Below are 22,529 nucleotides of genomic sequence, written 5' to 3' on the forward strand. Positions count from 1 at the left end.
CGCTATATCCCCCATCCTCTATATTTAAAATATTCCCACAATTTAAGTTTTATAAAAAGCTCAATGAGAAATCCTAGTTACTTTATCCGCTGAGCCAACTAGATCAATTTTGTTTTTAACAACTGCTTTCATCGCATCAATTGCTGGAGTAAAAAGTTTGCGAGGATCATTTTCGGCAGGTTTTTCATGATATACGGTTTGCACAGCAGCAGAAAATGCAATTTTAAGTTCTGTCGCGATATTGACCTTACTAATACCTAATTCGATACATTTTTTCACGCTCTCATCAAGTAAATCAGAAGCACCATGCAATACTAGAGGAATGGATACTAACTTGCGAATTTCTGCCAACCTTACATAATCCAATTGTGGCTTCTTTTTATACAAACCGTGGCAAGTACCAATTGCTACTGCCAAAGAATCCACTCCTGTCTTCTCGACAAAATCAAAGGCTACTTCTGGATTGGTATACACACCATCCCCCATAACACTCAAATCATCTTCTACACCGCCAATTGTCCCCAGCTCAGCTTCAACGGGAACCCCTAGGGCGTGGGAAAGTTCCACCACTTTTTTTACAATAGAAATATTCTCGGTATAAGGATGCTTGGAGCCATCAATCATGATGGAGGTAAAGCCAGCTCTAAGACACTCCAGAACCATATTGTAATCTTCACCATGATCTAAATGCATAACAATCGGGATATTGTATTTGTCGGCAGCCGTTTTAGCCATAGCCACTAGGTAATCTGCACCAGCAAACCGTACTGTGCCTGGCGTTGCTTGCAAAATAACTGGAGAGTTACTTTCAAATGAAGTACTAGTTACGGCTTTTAAGGTTTCTAGATTATGAATGTTAAATGCACAAATAGCATACTTATTATCTCTAGCATGTAGGAGATACTTTGTTGATGTTACTAATCCCATATACTCCACCTCTTAAATTTACATATTTTCATCTTTATTTTATAAAGAAGACTCACACCTCAGTAAATGAAACGTTTCAATTTTTCTCAAAAAAATACTGACTCGCTAATAAAGCCTTTTTACAGAATCAGTTACTATTATTTCTGTTTTTAATCGATTTACATGGGGAAATCCTGTTTGGTCACCTTTCATTCTGCTAATTAATGTTTCAGCAGCTTTCCTGCCAATCATCTCCATTGACTGAACAACAAAAGAAATCGGTGGCACAATGATTTGCGATAACTCCATTTGGTCATAGCCAAAAAAAGACATATCTTCACCAATAGCGACGTTGTGCTCATTTAGAAATTTAATGGCACCGATGGTCATTTCATAGTTGGAAGTAAAGATTACCGTAGGTAACTCTTTCAATTGATAAAGTTTTGCGGTAGCCTGATATCCGCCCTCTTTGGTATAGTCGCTATAAAAGATAAAATTATCATCTACTTCAATATTGTAATCTTTTAGAGCACGCAAATATCCTTCAAGGCGTTCTTTAGCAGTATAGATATTTCTAGGCCCAGCTATCATACCTATTTTGCGATGACCTCGATTAATAATGGCTTCTACTGCCTGATAAGCACCATTTACATTGTCAGATACAACTCCATCGCAAGCTAAATTAGTGATAAGACGATCCATTAATACAATTGGCATCCCTTCTTCTAGCATTTGTTGTATGTGTTCTCCAGAATCTTCTACCGGCATCAAGATGATACCATCGACGAGTTTTTCCTTAAATAATTTCAATTTCTCTTTTTCTTTTTCTAGACAATTTCGGGAATCACAAACCAATATGCTATAACCAAATTCGTCAAATGCTCGCTCCATACCCTCAATAATATGAGTACTAAATATATCGGCAAGCTTTGGTATCAATATTCCGACGGTAAAAGTTTTGCTGGTCTTGAGTCCTCTGGCAATAGAATTAATACTAAAGTTAAGATGCCGGATAGCATCTTCTATTTTTTCACTGTTAATAGACTTTATTTTATAACCGTTTAAATATCTGGATACAGTACCAACAGAGGTCCCAGATAATTTAGCAACATCTTTTATTGTTGACATTAGCACTCTTCACTCCAATGAAACAATTTATCTGAATAAGCTTCTAGAAAACCCTATATACTATAGGATATCCACAATAGAAACGTTTCAATTGTTCTTCTACTATTTTACTTGCTTGAGCCACTATTTGCAATTGTTTTTTTGAAAGCAGGTGCTAACTACTCTGCTGATTTATAATGGTGTAATTTCGCCCGTAATATCCCATAGATCTTCCCATGTTTGACCGTCTTTCCACAAAAATACCTGCCCTTTAATTAGGCGACAATTTTTATCAATACCCTCAATTTCTTTCATCTCTTCCTCTGTGAGCAAATCGCTTACTGCTGCCTTAAGATTGCTAGCGTACTCATTGCGATGGATAGAAAAGGGTATTGGTATCTGCCCACGTTGTACTCCCCATTTTACACAAATAACTGCTGGGTGAACCTTATGTTCTTGGGCTATTCTAACAATTATCGGGTCCTGGATATCAACTACATCATCCGCTGTTTTATCACGCTCGGGGCGAGTTGGAGAACCAATGGGACAAAAACCGATTGGTACAATATTATTATCTATTATAAATTTAAAAAATTCTTTTTGCTGAAAGCATGGATGAAGTTCCATTTCATTGGCTGCCGGCTTAATTCTAGCATCACGCAGAACTAACTTTAATTTGGGAATTGTCATATTAGAGGTACCAATATGCCTAACTAAACCTCTGTCGACTAGTTCTTCCATCTGTCTCCATGTTTTCATATAATTTTCATGAATATATCCAGTTGCATCAGGACTACGAGAATCCACACTGCAACCTTGCGCATGGAAATTCGGAAAAGGCCAATGTACTAAAAATAAATCTAAATAGTCAAGCTGTAACTCTTTGAGTGTCTTTTCGCAAGACTCTATTACGTTATCATGCATATCATTCCAAACTTTAGAGGTAATAAATAACTCTTCCCGCTTAATTCCTGTCGCCAAAATATCTTGGAAAACCTGGCCAATTAAATGTTCATTTCCATAAACAGCTGCACAATCAAATAGTCTAAATCCTACTTCGGCAGCCCCTCTTACAGCTGCTGCTATTTGCTCTGCCGTGAAACGGTCCGAGCCGAATGTCCCCATACCGATTGCTGGAATTTTCGCACCAGTATATAGTGTTCTCTGGGGAACTGTACTTGGATCAATACTATCGCTACCAACATGAGTCAATATTTTTTCTTCCATAAATCAATTCACTCTCCCTCTACGTTTATTCTTAAAATAGCTTCCTTACTCATTAACAAACATAACTTTTCCTTTTACGAGTCCAGGTGTCTTATACATAGCAAAGCCATTCTTACTCTCACTAAGTGGCAGTTTTTTATAAATTAGACTTTCATCAAATTTCAATGCCCCTGTGCCAAAATAATGAGCTGTCAACTGCCACTCCTGGCCAGGAAATGGAGCACTATAAGACATCCAAGAACCAGTTAGTGTAAACTCTTTACGATTCATATTTTCAAATAGAGCTGGAGTAAAGATCAACTCCTTACTTGGGGTTCCAATAAAGCAAACACTAGCTTTATTAGCTGCTATCTCAAAAGCTAACTTCATTGTTACATCGACACCTGCTGTTTCAAATACAAAACCAAAACCTTTATTACGGGTAAGTTTTTTGATGGTTTCTTTAAATTCCTTATCTAAGGTATTCATCGTTATATCCGCACCTAATTTTTTAGCTAAAGCTAATCTAGCATCATCAATATCAAAAACGAATACTCTCTTGGCTCCATAGATTCTAGCCCATTGCGCTGTAAACAAACCAATAGTGCCTCCACCAAGAATAGCTACATCTTCTCCACCATGATATCTCGCACAATTAATACCATGTAACGCTACTGTTGACGGTTCGAAAAAAGCCCCCTGTTCGTAACTGATCGACGGATCAAATTTTATCGCATGCTTTTCTGGCAGTTTGACATACTCGGCAAAACTGCCCTGTATTCTTGAGCCAATAAATGTATATTTTCTACACTGGGAATAATTGCCTTGCTCACAATCATCACATTTCATACATGGCACTAAGGGGGCTCCAGAAACGCGATCCCCTACTTTTACCCCTGTTACTTCTTTACCAACTTCCACCACATCACCTGAAAACTCATGTCCTAATACAATTGGATAGCTATGAGCCGCATTACCCAAGACTCTTGAGATGTCGGAACCACAAATACCAGTAGCCCTTACCTTAATTAAAACTTCCCCATCACTTAACTGGGGCATCGGAACTTCTTCATACCGCAAATCATCTTTTCCATGTAAAACTGCAGCTTTCATTGCTAAACCTCACCTTTTGCAAAAGTATCTTTTAAATTTTCATATATTTCACGATATACTTCGTAATATTTCTGATACACCCTATGTGCCTTCATATCTGGTTCATGAACCCTAGTAATACTAACAGTGCGATCTACTGCTTCTTTAAAATCTCTATATAGTCCCGTTCCCACTCCCGCCAACATAGCTACTCCTAATGTAGTTGCAGTATCCGATGATGGTACTTTTATCACCTTTCCGGTTACATTGGCTTTAATTTGTGTCCATAAATGGCTATTAGCTGCTCCACCCATAGCAATTAATTCATCAACTTGAACGCCAACTTCTTCAGCTGCTTTTAAATTATGATGAAGCGCATAAGCGCAGCCTTCTAATACAGAACGCACCATGTGCCCTCTCCCCTTGTCATAGCCAAGACCAAAGAATATGCCTTTCGCATTTTTATCCCAAATTGGTGATCTTTCTCCTGCCATATATGGTAAGAAAATTACCCCTTCTGAGCCATCCTTAATACCTGCTGCTTGGTTAACCAGTAGATCAAAAGCATTTTCTCCCGTGGTTTTCTCTTGTAGGGCTTCAAAAGCTCCGAGCTCCTGCTTAAACCATTTCAGACTACCACCGCCCACCGTTCCCCCTTGCAAGAGCCACGCATTTGGAATTACATGACTACTTAATATAAGTTTTGGATGAGCTAACGCTTGGTTTAAGCAGATACTCATGCCACCAGCCTGACCACCTTGTTCTTGCGTCTGTCCAAATTCAATAACTCCAGCGCCCAAAGTCCCACATGCAGCATCCAGTCCACCAGCCACAACCGGAATACCCATTACTAAACCTGTCGCCTCTGCTGCCTGCTTCGTAACATGACCAATGACATCATGACAATTGAATATGTCTGGAAGCTTTGAGAGTTCGATTCCCATATCCTCACATAAATCTGAGTCATAAGTACCGGTCTTCACATTGAAAACATGAAAACCATAACCTTGTGATAAATCTTGCGTCATTGTACCTGTTAATTTAAAAGCTATATAGGCATTACTTTGCAGAAATTTATAGGTATTGTCATAAACACGTGGCTGATTTTCTTTCAGCCATAAAATTTTTGGTGTAATATAGGTAGGATCAAAGGAATTGCCACTTACAGCAAAGATCCGCTTAAAACCAAGTTTATCTACAGTTTTTTGTGATTGCACCACAGCCCTTCTATCCATCCAAATCATAGCATTTCGCAGTGGTTCTCCTTCACGGTCTACTGGTAAACAGGACCAGCTTTGTCCATCAATACCTATACCAGCAATAGAATGAGGTTGAATAGCGCCTTTATGCAATACTTCTTTAATGGCCTCACAAATAGCTTGCCACCATTCCACAGGATTTTGTTCTACAAAATCTGGTGCTGGATAATACACTGGATAAGGCTTACTTGCTTGCCCAACTACTCTGCCATCAAGATTAAATATACACACCTTACATGCTGATGTCCCAAGGTCTATACCTAGTAATAATTTATCTAAACTTGCGGTGTTCACTATTTTACAACACCCTTTTTTAGAATGACGTTAGCATATAATGCCTCTTCACTAGTGGCCACTATCACATATGCTTTTTTCGCACGTTCATAGAAGGCAAAACGTTCAATATTTTCAATCTTGATACCTTTTTCATGTCTATCAATAATGAGTTTGTAGTCCTCCCATATAACGGGTTTTACATTGTCACCCGGTACAACTTCCATAAGTGCTACAGGAGCTTCCACATAAGGATCTAAAGGAAATAATGATAAGATCGCATCTAATATCTCTGGCACATTATGTCCATCACATCTCACCAAAGAGTTAGTAGCACAAGTACCGGCCGGAAAATTACCATCAGCTATAACGATTTCATCGCTATGTCCCATCTCCATTAATACTTTCATCAGCTCGGGTGAAATAATCTTTGGAATTCCTTTTAGCATAAAATACCCACTCCTACTCTTAGCTATATAAATATAGGTAATGAAACGTTTCATAATTATTCTAATAAAAATGATCACTAGTTTAAAATAATCTCGATTTACTAAACGAATGATCGTTATGGAGCTATAGCCTATATTAATATTAGAATGAACTGCATTACTTATTTTTTGTACAATAAGTTAGCATGAATTATACTAACTTATTGTACATACGTACTATAAATGAATTATTTTTTACCAGTTGGATATAATGCTTTTTCACTTTCTGGGCTAGTCATATTTTCAGGAGTAACAAGGGTAAACCCAGTATCTACTTTCTTTTCAACAGATTTACCAGCTAATATATCAACAATTGCTTGAACACCTTTAAAGCCCATATTGTATGGCATCTGAACTACAGCTGCTTTACAATAGCCTTCCTTTATAAGTGGAATAACATCATCAGAAGCATCAAAACCAACTTCAATAATTGTTTTGTTATTTTTTTCTTTTAATGCTCTACCAACACCAACTGTACCTGGCTCATTACAAGCATAAACTGCAGCTAAATCAGGATTTGCAGTCATTAAGTCCTGGGTTAAAGAAAGTGCTTTTTGTTTGTCAGAACTATAGAATTGAGTTGGCAATACTGTAATTCCAGGATATTTAGCCATAACATCTCTAAAGCCTTTTTCACGCTCAATGGCAGTCTGAGCACCTGGTACAAAGTTTACAATAGCTACTTTTCCTTTGCCATCCAGCATTTTAGCCAAGGATTCGCCAACTGCTGCAGAAGCAGCTACATTATCGGTTGTAAGAAAGCTTTTATATTTATCTGTATTAAGACCTGAGTCAATAATAACTACAGGTATACCTGCCGCAATCGCTTTTTCAGTAACAGGTACTAATGCTTTTGCATCTGACGCAGCAAGTACGATACCAGCAACTTTCTGATTAATCGCATTCTCAATCAAATTAACCTGACCATTGATATCGGATTCCCCACCCGGAGCACCTGTGAATGTCATTTCAACCCCGCCAGCTTTTGCTGCTGCTTCAGCACCAACTTTAACAGACTGCCAGTATACATGTTCGGTTCCCTTTACAATCACTGCAACTTTCTTCTTCACACCAGCATCTGCACCTTTCGTAGCATCTGCAGCTTTCGTATCTGACTTTCCACAACCCACTAATAACAAGGCTACCATTAAGACTGCCAAGAAAATACTAGCTACTTTTTTCAAACAAATCTCCCCCTCTTTGATTTAGTGACTACAGCTGACCTATACGTGCCTTTATTCCCCCTCTCAAATTACGAGAATTCCTCCAACTATTACGATATAAATTAGCGCTAATTTATTTTCTTCTTATTTTATCAATATACACGGCAACAATAATTACCAAACCAATCGCTATTTGTTGCCAGAAAGCGTTAACACTCAATAAATTAAGTCCATTGCGTAAAATCCCCATAATACCGGCACCGATCATCGTTCCTAAAATTGTCCCAGATCCCCCTAAAGGACTTGTACCGCCGATAATTGCGGCAGCAATTGCATCAAGTTCGTACCCAATACCTGCTTGCGCCTGTGCTGATACGAGTCTTGCTGTTAACATGACACCAACCAAACCCGATAATAAACCTGATACGATATATACACCATTCAATGTTTTAGCAATATTAACACCCGATAATCTGGCTGCATCTTCATTACTACCTAATGCATAGATATATCTTCCGAACGCCGTTTTGTTAAGTATAAATCCAAATAATAATGCCATGAGAATGGTTATTACTACAGGTACTGGTATAATACCTAGGATAGTTCCACCACCTATAAAATAGAAATCTTCTGGCAGTCCAGATACAGGTAACGAGTCTGTTATTACATAAGCAATCCCTCTGGCGATGCTCATCATGCCTAACGTCGCAATAAAAGGTGCTATCCCCAATCTAGTAATAGCTAATCCATTAGCCAGGCCGCAGACACCACCAACTAATACTCCTGCTAGCACGCTTAGCGGTATTCCAAAACCAGCTAATAAGGTTTTACCACAAACGATACCAGCTACAGCTAGTATCGAACCAATTGAAAGGTCAATACCTGCGGTTATTATTACATATGTCTCTGCCATTGCCAGCATAGCGACTGCTGCAGTCTGTAATGCCACGGTTAATAGATTATTTACCGTAAGAAATGTATCTGTTGCTATGGAAAACACAAAACCTAATAATAATAATCCTGCAAAAGAGCCTAACTCATTGTATAATTTTTTATTAAATACTGTTTGTTTCCCTGACTGAACTTTAACTATATCTACACTCACATTATCACCCTTTCCAACAATGTCTTTCCTATTACTGGACAGCATGAGCCAACAATTTTTCCTGGGTAGCTACTTCTCTTATTGCCTCACCAGTAATACGTCCACCACGCATGACTAGTATTCGATCACTCATCCCCAATACTTCAGGTAACTCACTAGAAATCATTATGACCCCTACTCCTAATGCCACAAGCTTATTCATAAGCTCATAAACCTCAAATTTAGAACCTACATCAATTCCTCTTGTAGGTTCATCAAAAATTAATACATGAGATTTACGGCATAACCATTTTGCCAAGATAACTTTTTGCTGGTTACCACCGCTTAAAAATTTGGCTTTTTGCTCAAGATTAGGAGTTTTAATTTTAAGATCTGCGGTGTAGCGTTCGGCTATTTCACGGCATTCTTTAACATTCACTACGCCCATCCTACATAGTTCAGGGATATTTGCTAAGACCATATTATCCTCAACCGATAACCCTAATGCTAAGCCATCTCTTTTTCGATCTTCTGTTAAATATCCAATCCCATTTTTTATGGCATCTCTAGGACTTTTAATTTTTACATTTTCTCCATGAATTTTAACAGTCATAGTAGCAGTTTCATCGGCACCAAATAATGCTCTTGCAAACTCCGTGCGACCAGCTCCCACCAACCCATATATCCCCAAGATTTCTCCCTCATATAGTTTGAAATCTTTAATATCGTGGATAGTTTTACTAGCCATATGCTCAACTTCAAGTATAACTTTTCCTTTACTGACGTTATGATGAGGCGGGAATTTATCTTCTAGGCTTCTACCAACCATTGACGCTATCAAATCTTCGAGTAATGATTCATCATAATCAACAGTCTTAATATACCGACCGTCACGCATTACCGTTACTCTGTCTGCTATATGTTTTAATTCTTCTAAACGGTGGGAAATATATACAATACCAATTCCACGGCTTTTAAGTTCTTTTATAACTCGAAACAATTCTTCTACTTCTTTTTCAGTAAGAGCAGCTGTTGGTTCATCCATTACCACAACTTCTGAATTCATGGACAATACACGTGCTATTTCTACCATCTGCTGCTGTGCTACGCTAAGGTCTTTAACCAAAGTATCAGGGTCAATGTTGAGGTGAAGAGATTCCAAGATCTCTCTTGTTTTTTGTTTTAGTTTTTTTTCCATTATTACAAAGTTAAAGACTTCATTTCTAGGCTCACGACCGATAAAAATATTATTGGATACACTAAGATCAGGAAATAAACTAAATTCCTGATGAATAATATTAATCCCCAAACTTTGTGCGTCTTTTGGTTTCCTTATACTAACTTCTTCACCTTTAAAGATGATTTTTCCCGAATCACAAGTATATACGCCAGTTAGAATTTTCATTAGGGTGGATTTCCCCGCACCATTTTCACCTAACATCGCATGAAGTTCACCTTTTCTAAGATCAAAACTTACATCGGTTAATGCCTTAACTCCGGGAAAAGTCTTATAAATATTCTCCATCTTTATTAATTCAGCCAAATATTTCACCACCTAATTTTTTAAATAGTTTATTGAGTAACCGTTGTGCGTCATCACCCCTTCAAAAACAGATCTACCTAACTCTCATACAACCGCATTTTTGAAACGTTTCATAATTTGTCATAAAAAAAGCAAGTAGCTCTTTTTTTGCAGTATTTTATCAGAATAATTCAATCATTCATCACGCAGTAAAAGAAATACTTAGCCGTTTTGTAACGTTTCAATCTTGTATTATTTGTATAGTAACCCATTTTCTAGTAAACTGCAATAGGTTTTTTTCAATATTGCATGAAAATTTTGTTAATTGTTCTTTACTTTGAAATTATCATTATTATCAACTGATATATCGTTCCAATTTATTTGTTTCACAGATTATAGCTTATTTAATTGGCTAAATGGTATTTCCCTTGAGAATACTTGTTAAACTTATATCTAATTATAAAGCAATAAACATATACATAATTTAAAACAATGACGATTGCCTAAGTTTTAGTGAATTTACCTCTCTGACTGTCATGATTTCGTCCCCACGAGGATGACCTACTAACATTGGTGAGTGAGGATCATGCAGATACATATTTTTTCGTATCATGTGTTCGTTGGTAGTAGCATAACAATATACACAGCCGTGAGAGCAGCAGTCATAGGCTCCAATATCAATACTTCTGATGCAGCCACAGACCGGACGCTGATTAGGGTCTTTTTTCCCATGAATCGGATATCCTATGATATTCTCAATCAGATTTAGGTCAATACAAGATGCGCGATGAATACCATACGGACTTAGATCGATGGCCTCAGCACAGGTTTCTAGCAAGACATCGTATTTTTTCGCAATGTCAGAAAACCCCTGAGAAATTTTATTCATATCTATCGTGTTTACCTCAGAACTCACAACATTTTCTGCATTTCGGAGGACCTGGGTGTATAGATCGACAAAACTAATAATGCACTTGTTTGTATAATCACCCAAGATATCAATCATTTTCCCAAAAGCATCAAGATGATACTGCACTGAAAACGTTTCATTGACGATTACTGGGTCATAGCGCCAAATAACGCGGTGTTTTCCAATTTTATTACTTAATTGTTTAAAAGTTTCCATAATCTCCGTTTTCCTAGGCAGGCCTTTTTCTACTTTATGCCCATATGGCGTAATCGTAAACTGAAAATAATAGGGATACCCCATTTTATCAATGGTTTCTAACTTACTTAGCATTAGCTTGGGATTTTTGGTCCAGAATACAATACAATCGACCACATCAGTGTTTAGCAAAACGCTCATTATGCGATTTGGATTCCGTGGATTTCTAACATAAGCAAAACCTGCTTTTAGACGATTAATAAACCATTCTGAATAAAATGCTGGTATGTCCGTTCGTCTGCTGGCGCTTATAATCATTCCTTATCACCATTACTTTGCTTCCGGTATTTGCTCGGAGTAAGCTTGGCCTGTCTTTTGAAGAATTCATAGAAATTCGAGAGGCTACCAAATCCACATAGTAATGCGATGTTTAATATATTGATATCTGTATTTATAAGCAACTGCATTGCCTTTTGTACACGCAATTGATTAATGTATTCTGTAGGTGTCACATGAAATTGCTGACGAAACAAATAGATGAGATGATTCTGGCTAATACCTAACTCTTTTATTGCGGCTGAAAGCTTCTCTCGGTCAGCAAAATAGGTATCGAAAATATTTTTTGCTTTTTTTATTAGGACTAACATCGGATTAAACTCAATCAAATCCGGTCGGCATCTTTTGCAAGGTCGTAAACCATAAGAGTAAGCCTGCTCAATTTCGTCAAAAAACTCAACATTATTTATCCTAGGTTCTTTCGATTTACAGGATGGCCGACAAAAGATGCCCGTTGTTTTCACACCGTATAAGAACACGCCATCATAGGAACTGTCACAATGAACGACAGCATTCCACTTTTCCTCTTTACTTAGTGCCATAATTGTCACCGACCTTACTTATAATGATAAATTTCATTAAATCGAAGCAATAGAACCATAAAAAACCTTATTTTAACGCTCCAGTTTCAAAAGATGTTCTTTCACGTCCAGCCCTGCAGCATATCCGACTAATTTTCCATTTGCCCCTACTACACGGTGGCACGGAATAAATATCAAAATAGGATTTTTGTTATTTGCCATGCCTACGGCACGAGCAGCTTTCGGCTGACCAATCCGCTTTGCGACTTCTCCATAGCTTCGTATTTCACCACAGGGAATGTCTTGCAACGCTTTCCACACCTTTTGCTGAAATTCTGTACCTTCGGGGGCAAGAGGCAGTGAGAATGACCTACGTTTACTTGCTAAATAATCATTTAGCTGCTGGCCGGCTTCCTTTATTAATGAGGTTTCCTTTACAATGGCGTCCTTGGGAACGTTATCTTCTCGAAAAATTACATTTGTAATTGCCTTTCCGTTTTCCATAATTCCAATCTTACCAATGGCTGTCTGATAGAAAAATATACTTCTCATGGTTTTACCTCCCAACTTCTCATCTGCTCCCCTAGTACCTGCTTGCTTTTATTTTACGCTATACAACATCTACTTGTCTTTCCAAATATCACTTTCTAATTCTTAATACGTCTTATTTTAAAAGGGCATCACTCTTTGCGAGTAATGCCCTTTTGATCAACATTGCTTTTATATCACATTACCAATAAGGCAAGCCCTTCTTTCTTATGTCAAGCCCATGATAAAATTCTTGAATCATCCCTATTTAGTTATATTTCTATCTTTAGAGCAATTTCATCACAGTTAGGAAATTTAGTACAGTTGATACATTCTTTCCATACTTTATGTGGCAATTGGTCTTTTGATAATTCGGTAAAACCTTGTTTAATAAAAAAATTAGGCTGATATGTTAACGTAAATATTGTCTTAATTTCTAAAGCTTTCGCTTCTTCAATTAGACCTTGTACAATATTACGGCCGATACCTGATTTAATAACATGGGGGGCAACTGCCATTGCTCTGATTTCCGCCAGTGAATCCCATACTAAATGCAACGCCCCAATGCCAACAACTTCTCCATTATCTTCTGCCAAAATAAAATCTCGCAATGTTTCATATAACATATTACGCGAACGCCCTAACATCAGACCCTGTCCAGCATAAGCGTTAACTAAATTATACATACTTTCTACATCTTTAAATGTAGCTTTACGATAAATCACTTATACCACTCCCTTAATGTATAATTTCACATTATACATTAATAAAAATACTGACACAATACATTTTTAAAAAGCCTATCCTATTTTTAAGAACTTCCCTCATTCACTTATCCAGCTTTTTGAATGGAGTCAACTCTATATAATTCATTTATTGCTTCATCTAATCTTTGACTAACGAATAACACATCGGGATGTGATATTCCTTTTTCGAGTGCCATTACGTGCATTTCATGCCGCAAGTACTCTATCTTACACCATAAATTTTCCACTACAAAATCCCTTCATTCTTTCTTTATTTTCAGCACATTATCCATTATATGTATAACCTCTTACAAATTGTGTCGAACTATCGTTCTAGAATAAAGTTTATTTCATTAAATAAACTTTTTTTCGTCCTTATGTCGAAGAGACAAGTTCTTTAGTATTGTTTTAATTCCACTTTCATCAATGCAAAGGAAATATTGTAGCATAATAACAAACCAAAGTGCTACATGTGACAATATTCATTTACTCTTCTTTGCTCGCAAAAAAAGAAATTGAGGTTTCTGGGTTAGCTTCTCGTATGCTTTAGGATGTAATTCTTTGAATTTTTCTGTTGGCATAGGTTCTATTAACTTTTCAATGATAAATCCTGCGTCTAATACAGGCGAGACTATTTTAGATAAAGGTCTTCTGTAAAACTGAACTTTTACTTTCCCCTTATTCGTTTCCCATTCATCTTCTATAATCTCTGTTAAAAAGTAATTTTCTCTATTAAAATATGTAAAGTCCATAAATGGATGATGTACAGACAGTATTAAAGAACCTAATGGCTTTAATACTCTATTGAACTCAGCCATTACAAGATTCCAATCTCGAACATAGTGAAGAGTTAAAGATGACAATATGATATCTATGGTTTTATCTTTTATAAAATTTAGAGGTTCATTGAGATCAGCTCTTATAATATCAGCCTTATCGCCAACTCTTTTCTTTGTCATTTCTATCATTTTGGGACTAAAATCTATCGCTGTTACATTAGCTCCCTTAGTAAGCAACCAGTTACTATACCAGCCTGCAGCACACCCAGCATCTAGCACCTTCTTCCCTGCAACATCGGGAAGTAATGATAAAGTCGCTGGTCTTTCATAGTAGGCGTTAAATGGTTTCGTGTCGACACACTCAAAATAATACTCCGCCATTGTTTCATAAGAATCATAAGAAATCGAATTTTTATTCACTGTTGCTCTACTTTCCAATAAGCTCTTCAACATTTTCTCCCCCTAGCATGTACTGGAATTAAATCTCCTACAAATTTCACAAATCCTTGAATGCAACCTTTTGATGTATCATTTAGTGCCTTTTCTACAAAAACATCTTCAAAGACTGATGCTATTCTATCACATTTAGTATGTACAAAAAACGTATCAGCATTACGCCGATACGTTTTCCTTAAAACAACTCCTATAAGTAAGTCTTCTTATTATAACACTCAAATAATTATTTAGAGCCTAAGAATAAGGCAACACTCGTTAAAATCGAGAGTTGCTATAATTAAACTCGAAATTTGCTGACAGATTCTTGAAGATCCATGGCAAGTTTTGATAACGCTTGGCTTGAGGAAGCGATTTCTTCCATAGATGCTGATTGTTCTTCGGTTGCAGCGGATACAGTTTGTGCTTCGGCAGATGCATTTTTACTTAATTGATTGATTTGCTTCACCGATTCGACAATTTGTTGGCTGCCTGTAGCGATTTGTTCGATTGCCGCAGAAATTTCTTTCGTTTGGCTCGACCCGTTACTTATCATAACTACAATTTCTTGAAAAGCAACTCCAGAGGCGTTCACTACTTCTGCTCCAAGCTTAACTTCTCGCGTTCCATTATTCATAGCTACAACAGCCTTATCGGTATCACCTTGAATCTCGCTAATTAGTGTGGCTATTTGCTTAGCAGCTTCTTGTGATTGCTCGGCAAGTTTGCGAACTTCTTCTGCAACTACAGCAAAGCCGCGCCCGTGTTCACCAGCTCGGGCTGCTTCAATAGCTGCATTTAAAGCTAATAGATTCGTTTGACCGGCAATGCCTGAAATTGTATCCACAATTTGTCCAATTTCCTTAGAACGCTCTCCTAATTGGGCTACTACTTGAGCAGAGGAGGTAACAGTTTCTTCGATATTCGCCATCTGAGTTACCGCTTTATTTACTGATTTGTTTCCTTCCTTTGCTTTATCAGCCGCTTGAGCTGTTTGACTTGCCACTTCATTCGCATTGGCAGCAATTTGTTGGATACTTTCTGACATTTGCTGCACCACGTTGGAAGTATTGTTTGCTACTTCTAGTTGTTGTTCTGCACCTGTTGCTACCTCAGTAATAGAATCGGCAACTTGATTAGCAGCTTGAGCTGATTGATCAGCACTAGCTGTTAATTCTTCAGAAGCAGCGGCTAGGTGTTCGGCAGAACTGTTAATATCCTTCATTAGTATACGGAGATTATTTTTCATATCTACTAAAGAATCTGCCAATTGACCAAATTCATCTTTTCTAACAAAAGTACGAGGCTTATCACGAAAATCACCTGCAGACAATCCCCCACAAAATGAGACCATAGCATGTAAAGGTTTAGTGATCAACCGTGTAATATAGAATCCGCTTACGCCTAATATTGTAGTAAATATTAATAAGATTCCAATGTTAATTTTAGTTGATGTTCTAAATGAAGCCTCATTCGTACTATTAATATTTCTTGCTACTCCTATAGAATATTCGGAGAGATCCATACATTTATTAAGAGCAATCGTTTCTAAAGGTGCTACACTTGAAAGGTACAATGCATAAGCTTCTGCATTCTTGTTCTGTGCTGCCAAATCAATTACTGTAGTACGAGCTTCTCTGTACTTTTTCATCGCTGCTTTGAGATCTTCTAATTTCTGTTTCTCTTTATCGTCTAATTTAGCTTTTTCAATTTCAGCTATATTTGCATTAAATTTTTTAGCTCGATCACTTATAAGTGTTTTTAGCTCTTCATTTTTTTTGCTATCTGTTGTAATCATCAATTCAATTATTGCTGCACTTACCTTATTGATATGAGCTTGATTTTCATTGATAAGCTGTACTGGTACCAAGTTATCTGCAAACATAGAATTCATATCTACACTTGCCCTCTGAAGATAATGATAGCCTGTATACCCAATAACTCCTAGCGATATAATGGCAATAAAAATTAAGGCACCTAACTTCAGACTAACTTTCATATTCTTAAAAAAATCCATTATTTTTCCCCTTTTTGTCTTGTAATTATTTTACAACTTTTCGACATTAATTGTCATTTTCCTGCATTTTTTTCTGTCTATCATTACAACTTGCAACATAATATATAATATAAACACCTGCAAAGCTAACTGCTTTGCAGGTGTTTATATTATATATTAACCGTAAGATCTTTCATCCTAGGTCCGAAGTTTGGACTAGACTTTATGATGCAAATGTTTTTCTACCTTTTCGATACGCAATTACATCATCGACCGTAACCACTGGCATGTTATTTTTCTTTGCAAATGCAATGATTTCAGGTAACCTTGCCATTGTACCATCATGATTTGTCAATTCACACAATACGCCATATGGCTTCAACCCAGCAAGTCGCATTAAATCTACATTGGCCTCTGTGTGCCCAGGTCGCTCCAGTACACCGCCCTGCTTGGCCTTTAATGGGAAAACATGGCCCGGACGCACCAGTTGCTCTGGACTTACAGGATCCGCAATCGCTGCTTTCACTGTAGTCACCCTGTCGGCAGCAGATACACCCGTAGTAACCCCGGTCGCAGCTTCAATAGAAATAGTAAAAGGTGTTCCAAAACTGCTTGTATTAACATCTACCATCATCGGCAATTCTAATGCCTGCACTCTTTCTTCAGTCAAACATAAACAGACAATTCCACTGCCCTCACTAATTAACATTGCCATTTGTTCGTCTGTCAGAGACTCTGCTGCAAAAAAAATATCACCTTCGTTTTCCCGATCTTCATTGTCGGTAACTAAGATTCCGCGACCACTGCGCAATGCAGCAAGAGCATTTTCCACCCGTTTGTCAGTGTCTCCAAAATGAGTTAGTAAAGTTTGATTCATAGTATATTCCTCCTAATAATTTAGTAGGACTTACCAGAATCAGGGCACAGAAAAAGACAGTTCAACTTTAAAATAAATAAAAAATTGATTCCTTCTGAGAATCAATTTGGTTGACTGCCTTACTCTCTTTCATCCGGACTATACCGTCGGCACTGGCCTCTCACCAGTTCTGCTGACCTCTTCCTATAGAAGAGCGCTCGCGGGCTCCTCAGTAAAACTGAGATACCGCCGGTGGGGATTTTCACCCCGCCCTGAGAATAAGTCGCTATTTAAATAGTATTATTAAATATTTAGATTGTCAAGTTTGCAATCACCTTATGTCCTTCAACAGGGACAAATCCTTTAGCTCCGTCTTCCTTTTACTTTTTCGGATTTTATTATAAAAATATTACAAATTTCGATAATTTTCACTGTTTTTTTAAAGGCTTTTTGTTCTTTGATATAGAATTGATAATCTGAAATCGTTAGGAGGTAGTAAAATGGAGCAACTCACCAATCAAGAAATACTTGAGGCTTTTAAAATTGTTCTTCCCTACTTAAACAAAATCGTCCGGGAAGATATGGCTGTTGGATTAACGGACAAAACGGCATATTTATCCTACTTCCGTGCAAAAGAGTTTGAGCTTGATTTACCTGCTGGTAAGCCCATCAAAGGAATTAGTACTATCGAAGACTGTATTAGCACAGGTAAAGATACTTTTGCAGATATTCCTCCTGAAGTGTATGGTCGTACTATAAAGACTATCTTCACTCCAATCTATGGTGTTAATAAGGAAGTTATTGGAACATTAAGTTCTGGGATCGATTTAAATGATAGTCTTACATTAGTTGATACTGTTGAAAAATTGGCGAACTCAACAGAATTAGCCTCAGCAAGTGTCGAGCAGGTTGCTCAAAGTGCAAGCGAACTAGCAAGTGCGGGGCAAAAAGCAATTCAGCTAGCAGGTGATTTGATAAAACGGAATGAAGAAACAGTTCAGGTCATTGGTTTTATACGTAACATAGCCCAACAAACAAATCTTTTAGGACTAAATGCGGCGATTGAAGCAGCTAGAGCAGGAGAACAAGGCCGAGGATTTGCCGTTGTAGCCGAGGAAGTTCGAAAACTTGCTGACCAATCGCAAGAAGCAACAAAGAAAATACAGTTAACATTACAGGAAATGAGCAAGGCTGTTTCCGATATCTATAAATCAATCGAAACTACTAGCTCAATTAGCCAAGAACAGGCGGCATCTACTCAAGAGATCGCAGCTAACTTAGAAGAAATAAATAAAGGCGCGAGAAATTTGGGAAATTACGTTGAGCGTTATAAATAAATAATTTAAAAATAAGAAGTGATATCTTTATCGCAAAGATATCACTTCTTACTCTTTTCCGTTATCTATTATTCAATCATCTTATTCCTAGTAACCTTGGAGTAAAGCCACATGAACCAAGTACGCAACACTAAAAAACTTTCTACAGCTACGAACATACTATAGAGAGCTAAAAATAAAATACTAATTCTTTTTACAAATTCATTCCCTATAACTAATTGGAATAGATATTTAGAAACATCAATTACATCGTTACCAATCGGCGCATTTACAACATGGGGTACGTGTTCCATAAGAAAAACTAAACGTGTTGCAATCAATAAATATAAGTACATTTTCCCTAATTTCTTTATAGACTGATATTTTTCATTCGTTAATTCCTTAGATGTTGACATTGTAATGTCCCCCCCCATTCGAAATAAGAATATTAATATTTTTGATAGTCCACTTATTATTTTAAGATAACTACATAAAAATATAATAGAAATCGTTATACTTAGCATTACCCTATTATGACACAACATAACCTAGAATAACAATGTATACTTATTTCCTATTTATTTTATATTCATCATCCACACCTCGCAGAGGTCAACGAACTCGTCCTTGATACTGTGAGCCTTTACACAGGTCTATTATTTATGCACGATACATCTAACAACTTCTCATAGCTACTGCAGGAATCTAATGTAATTTGTGGTATATGAGTTATATGATAAAATCAGAACAGGGAGGATTTATGAAAACTTCTAAACTCCAAGGTCCAGCGGCAACTTATCGGCATGACGATCATGTTATAAAAAATATAAACAAAGAATTTCGCACTCGATTGACATCTGGTCAGCGGATAGCTGATTGGTTAGCTAAAGTGGTTGGTAGTTGGCCCTTTATTATTTATCAAAGTGTTGTAATCGTAATTTGGATGACAACAAACGTGTATTTAACTTATAAAGCAGTTAGCGATGCAGATTTTTTTCATTCTTGGGATCCATATCCTTTCATACTGCTTAATCTTGTTCTAAGTTTTCAAGCTGCGTACACGGGTCCAGTAGTAATGATGAGTCAAAACAGGCAGAATGAAAAAGACCGGTTGGCAGCAGAACATGATTACCAAATAAACATAAAAGCAGAAGAAGAGATAAAAGTAATTATGGATCACTTAGTTCATCAAGATATTATATTAAAAGAGCTTATAGACCATATAGAAAAATTAAACGTAGAGTCTCCATTAACAAAGGATTTCCACCAATAAAATTGGTATCTATGTGCCTAATAAAACAAAACCATGCCCTAGAGTTTTTCTCCTCAGACATGGTCTTAGATGTGATTGCAATACATCCTTCAATGATTATACTATACCCTATTTGATAATCATTGTCAATTAGTTAGATATCCTCCATATTTATAATTTCATCTAATTCTTTCCATTGTCATATTGTTGTCAAGATTTTGTAATATAGTAATATCAGATCAAGATCTGAGGAGATGTTACATATGAAAAAATTATCTTGCTTAGCATTACTTACCTGTTTCCTGATTACCTTATCAGGAACCGCTTTTGCCTGGAGTGACCGTTCCGAGGGCCGTCCACAACAAAATCCCCCTAGCCTGTCTGTCTGGCATAATCGAAATGACGAGTTTCATGTAAAAACAACTAACTTTCGTAATCAGCATGTATTTTCTGGCGTGATTCGAACTGATGGACGTTTTTACGACATTGACGACAGAGATCTGGAAAATGGTGATTTCGTTAAAGTAGACCGTGACCGTAATACAATTCGCTTCCATTTCACAGGTCGCGGGATTGATGAATTAGATTTCAAAGTAAGAGGAGGAGATACCTTAACTTTTGATGTCAATAAAGACGGCCATGACATGGCTAGCAATCAAATATTCATTGGTAGACATGGCTGGCACCCTAGAGATAACAGGTTTACATTAAGATAAGCGTATCCATCCATAGCGGGCGTTTCATACACCCGCTTTTTTGCTGTGATTTTATAGTTTACCGACATAAAAAAGCCCTCGCAAACCTGCGAGGGCTATAATTTACTGGTGACACACCAGGGAATCGAACCCCGAACCTACTGATTAAGAGTCGTATTTTCGGCATATTTTCAGTATGAGGGGGATATGGTGGAAAGGATATGGGTTGCTGTCGTAGCACGACATGATACAAATGCAAATTCCATTAGCTCACCCCTACTAATACTTAATATTTCCATCAAATAACTTCCCGTTTATTTCCATTTTGTCAGTGTATTGCCACATATAACCTTTAATATCGTCACTCCGGCTCCATTGGGCATTCCATACGGCACAACCAATGCTACGCCAGTCAATATAATCAGTCAGCCAGGAGTAAGAGGCGTAAATGCCGCAGTCTAGACCTATATTGCAAATAAACGTTTTGCACATGGCTGTAATTTCTACCGGGTTAAATGCAAAGCCTTTACGTCGTTTATAGCCGTCCGCATCTTCCATGTCAAAGAACACTGGTAATTCTAATAGCTGTCCTGTACTGTCTATTGCCTCCCGGCAATTTTTTGCTTCATGTATTGCATCTTCGACGCTCAATGCATACGAGTAGTGATAAGCGCCAACTTCCAGACCGGCAGCTTTAGCGCCGGTTACATTCTGTTCAAACATTCCATCCTTTGATTGCAGACCGTAGGAGCTGCGGATGATCACGAATTCAATTCCAGCAGCAGCCACCGCCTGCCAATCGACCACACCGTTATGATGGGATACGTCAATACCTTTTATCATTATCTATTCCTCCTCGTTGTCTAAATCAGGTGTTCCTGCCGCTTTCAGCATCTTACGGACGGGGCGGCCACCTCCGCATCGATAATCCATCCTATGAGCGCCCCGGGTACTAAAATACGTCGCCAGTCTAATATTTCATTAATCTGCCGGATTGCCGTTTCTCGCCTTTGGCTGTTTTCCCTATTATCGGCAAACCTGTCTAGCTCATTAATGATGCTCTTAATCGATTCGCGCAACGGACCGTCCTACAATCTGGCATTACAAAACAAATACATTCCAATGTCTGCGGAGATTAAACCTATCAACCTTTAAAAGTTTTCAATTCTTGCACCTTAAGATCGATTATAATTTACTGTTTCGTTACAGGAGTTTACACGTTAACCTTGAATACTATATTTACGAATTTTCTTGATAAAAGGGGATTAAAATGTTTGATTTCATGCTTTACTCGTCTAGTTTGATTATCCCTATAATAATACTTATTCCTAATCTATTGTGGTTACTTTTCCCGCCAATCAACATACCACTACAAGAAGATAATGAACCTGTTATTCTAACTGTTTTTGAGAATATAGGACGATTCGGTGTAACCATTATTCCTCTGTTTTATCCAATTACAATGAATAATATTTCAAACCGCTTTTATATAATTGCTATGCTGTTATTACTCACGGTCTATTATGCTGGTTGGTTCCGATTTTTCCAAAAAGGCCGGAATCATATGCTCTTATTCCTACCACTATGGCATATACCAATCCCCATGGCAATTACCCCCATTCTTTATTTCTTTTTGGCTGCAGGGTTACTTAAATCGTCCCCCATGTTTATAGCAGCATTCACACTGGCAATAGGACATCTACCTATCAGTTATAAAGAATATCTTCGTATCTCCCCAAAATAACATCCCCCTACCATCCTCATATATGATATGGATAGGATACGATAGTTTCGCCATGGCCATTTTTTATGACCCTTGTACTACCTTATCCACCCGCCCACGAATCTCAGTTAGTTGCTCTTTAGA

Annotated in this window: 23 protein-coding genes and 1 riboswitch; of the genes, 4 read left to right on the top strand and 19 right to left on the bottom strand. The window is 37.5% G+C overall.

Going from position 1 to position 22,529, the window contains the following annotated elements; all coding sequences use genetic code 11:
• Positions 1–60: 60 nt before the first annotated feature.
• From gatY to ribB, 17 genes are all read right to left on the bottom strand, one after another.
• A complete protein-coding gene (gatY, locus tag QSJ81_RS23100) occupies positions 61–927 on the bottom strand; it encodes a tagatose-bisphosphate aldolase subunit GatY (RefSeq protein WP_285719702.1) in 867 nt (288 codons plus the stop codon).
• Between the two features lie 105 nt (positions 928–1,032).
• Positions 1,033–2,034, bottom strand: coding sequence for a LacI family DNA-binding transcriptional regulator (locus QSJ81_RS23105; RefSeq protein ID WP_285719703.1), 1,002 nt, complete (start codon positions 2,032–2,034; stop codon positions 1,033–1,035).
• 171 nt (positions 2,035–2,205) lie between these two features.
• Complete coding sequence (locus QSJ81_RS23110; RefSeq protein WP_285719704.1) at positions 2,206–3,240, bottom strand: aldo/keto reductase; 1,035 nt, start codon at positions 3,238–3,240, stop codon at positions 2,206–2,208.
• A gap of 45 nt (positions 3,241–3,285) precedes the next feature.
• On the bottom strand, positions 3,286–4,332 hold the full coding sequence (locus tag QSJ81_RS23115; protein WP_285719705.1) for a galactitol-1-phosphate 5-dehydrogenase: 1,047 nt from the start codon (positions 4,330–4,332) through the stop codon (positions 3,286–3,288).
• 2 nt (positions 4,333–4,334) lie between these two features.
• A complete protein-coding gene (locus tag QSJ81_RS23120; RefSeq protein WP_285719706.1) occupies positions 4,335–5,864 on the bottom strand; it encodes a xylulokinase in 1,530 nt (509 codons plus the stop codon).
• Positions 5,864–6,292 (bottom strand): RbsD/FucU family protein, encoded by a 429-nt coding sequence (locus tag QSJ81_RS23125; protein WP_285719707.1) that lies wholly within the window; start codon positions 6,290–6,292, stop codon positions 5,864–5,866. Before QSJ81_RS23125 ends, QSJ81_RS23120 begins: the two co-directional genes overlap by 1 nt.
• A gap of 227 nt (positions 6,293–6,519) precedes the next feature.
• Positions 6,520–7,515 (bottom strand): ABC transporter substrate-binding protein, encoded by a 996-nt coding sequence (locus QSJ81_RS23130; RefSeq protein ID WP_285719708.1) that lies wholly within the window; start codon positions 7,513–7,515, stop codon positions 6,520–6,522.
• Positions 7,516–7,627: 112 nt separating this feature from the next.
• Positions 7,628–8,599 carry an ABC transporter permease gene (locus QSJ81_RS23135; protein ID WP_285719709.1) on the bottom strand — a complete coding sequence of 324 codons (972 nt, stop codon included), beginning with the start codon at positions 8,597–8,599 and terminating at the stop codon, positions 7,628–7,630.
• A gap of 31 nt (positions 8,600–8,630) precedes the next feature.
• On the bottom strand, positions 8,631–10,121 hold the full coding sequence (locus QSJ81_RS23140; protein ID WP_038672052.1) for a sugar ABC transporter ATP-binding protein: 1,491 nt from the start codon (positions 10,119–10,121) through the stop codon (positions 8,631–8,633).
• Between the two features lie 463 nt (positions 10,122–10,584).
• On the bottom strand, positions 10,585–11,523 hold the full coding sequence (locus QSJ81_RS23145; protein ID WP_285719710.1) for a DUF1848 domain-containing protein: 939 nt from the start codon (positions 11,521–11,523) through the stop codon (positions 10,585–10,587).
• Positions 11,520–12,083: a bifunctional transcriptional activator/DNA repair enzyme AdaA gene (locus QSJ81_RS23150; protein ID WP_285719711.1), complete on the bottom strand. Its 564-nt coding sequence runs from the start codon at positions 12,081–12,083 to the stop codon at positions 11,520–11,522. The genes QSJ81_RS23145 and QSJ81_RS23150 overlap by 4 nt, the downstream gene beginning before the upstream one ends.
• A 72-nt stretch (positions 12,084–12,155) precedes the next feature.
• On the bottom strand, positions 12,156–12,614 hold the full coding sequence (locus QSJ81_RS23155; protein WP_285719712.1) for a methylated-DNA--[protein]-cysteine S-methyltransferase: 459 nt from the start codon (positions 12,612–12,614) through the stop codon (positions 12,156–12,158).
• Positions 12,615–12,862: 248 nt separating this feature from the next.
• Positions 12,863–13,315, bottom strand: coding sequence for an N-acetyltransferase (locus QSJ81_RS23160; RefSeq protein ID WP_285719713.1), 453 nt, complete (start codon positions 13,313–13,315; stop codon positions 12,863–12,865).
• 107 nt (positions 13,316–13,422) lie between these two features.
• A complete protein-coding gene (locus QSJ81_RS23165) occupies positions 13,423–13,584 on the bottom strand; it encodes a Spo0E family sporulation regulatory protein-aspartic acid phosphatase (RefSeq protein WP_285719714.1) in 162 nt (53 codons plus the stop codon).
• A gap of 234 nt (positions 13,585–13,818) precedes the next feature.
• Positions 13,819–14,568, bottom strand: a complete 750-nt coding sequence (locus tag QSJ81_RS23170; protein WP_285719715.1) for a class I SAM-dependent methyltransferase — start codon at positions 14,566–14,568, stop codon at positions 13,819–13,821.
• Between the two features lie 280 nt (positions 14,569–14,848).
• Positions 14,849–16,564, bottom strand: a complete 1,716-nt coding sequence (locus QSJ81_RS23175) for a methyl-accepting chemotaxis protein (RefSeq protein WP_285719716.1) — start codon at positions 16,562–16,564, stop codon at positions 14,849–14,851.
• A gap of 202 nt (positions 16,565–16,766) precedes the next feature.
• Positions 16,767–17,420, bottom strand: coding sequence for a 3,4-dihydroxy-2-butanone-4-phosphate synthase (gene ribB, locus QSJ81_RS23180; protein WP_285719717.1), 654 nt, complete (start codon positions 17,418–17,420; stop codon positions 16,767–16,769).
• Between the two features lie 117 nt (positions 17,421–17,537).
• Positions 17,538–17,683, bottom strand: a riboswitch (FMN riboswitch).
• A 216-nt stretch (positions 17,684–17,899) separates the two neighbouring features.
• Between ribB and QSJ81_RS23185 the strand changes: the two genes are divergently transcribed.
• Positions 17,900–18,736, top strand: a complete 837-nt coding sequence (locus QSJ81_RS23185) for a methyl-accepting chemotaxis protein (RefSeq protein WP_285719718.1) — start codon at positions 17,900–17,902, stop codon at positions 18,734–18,736.
• A 68-nt stretch (positions 18,737–18,804) separates the two neighbouring features.
• Here QSJ81_RS23185 and QSJ81_RS23190 read toward each other — a convergent pair whose 3' ends face one another.
• Positions 18,805–19,131, bottom strand: coding sequence for a hypothetical protein (locus QSJ81_RS23190; protein WP_285719719.1), 327 nt, complete (start codon positions 19,129–19,131; stop codon positions 18,805–18,807).
• 344 nt (positions 19,132–19,475) lie between these two features.
• Here QSJ81_RS23190 and QSJ81_RS23195 point away from each other — a divergent pair, with 344 nt between their 5' ends.
• Positions 19,476–19,988, top strand: coding sequence for a DUF1003 domain-containing protein (locus QSJ81_RS23195; RefSeq protein WP_285719720.1), 513 nt, complete (start codon positions 19,476–19,478; stop codon positions 19,986–19,988).
• A gap of 242 nt (positions 19,989–20,230) precedes the next feature.
• The gene (locus tag QSJ81_RS23200; RefSeq protein ID WP_285719721.1) at positions 20,231–20,683 is read left to right on the top strand and encodes a hypothetical protein; all 453 of its coding nucleotides are present in this window, start codon (positions 20,231–20,233) and stop codon (positions 20,681–20,683) included.
• A gap of 258 nt (positions 20,684–20,941) precedes the next feature.
• Here QSJ81_RS23200 and QSJ81_RS23205 read toward each other — a convergent pair whose 3' ends face one another.
• The gene (locus QSJ81_RS23205; protein ID WP_285719722.1) at positions 20,942–21,505 is read right to left on the bottom strand and encodes a GH25 family lysozyme; all 564 of its coding nucleotides are present in this window, start codon (positions 21,503–21,505) and stop codon (positions 20,942–20,944) included.
• Between the two features lie 427 nt (positions 21,506–21,932).
• Here QSJ81_RS23205 and QSJ81_RS23210 point away from each other — a divergent pair, with 427 nt between their 5' ends.
• Entirely contained in the window at positions 21,933–22,406 is a 474-nt protein-coding gene (locus QSJ81_RS23210; protein ID WP_285719723.1) for a hypothetical protein, read from the top strand.
• The last annotated feature ends 123 nt before the right edge of the window (positions 22,407–22,529 follow it).

The sequence above is a fragment of the Pelosinus sp. IPA-1 genome (assembly GCF_030269905.1).
Lineage (GTDB): Bacteria > Bacillota > Negativicutes > DSM-13327 > DSM-13327 > Pelosinus.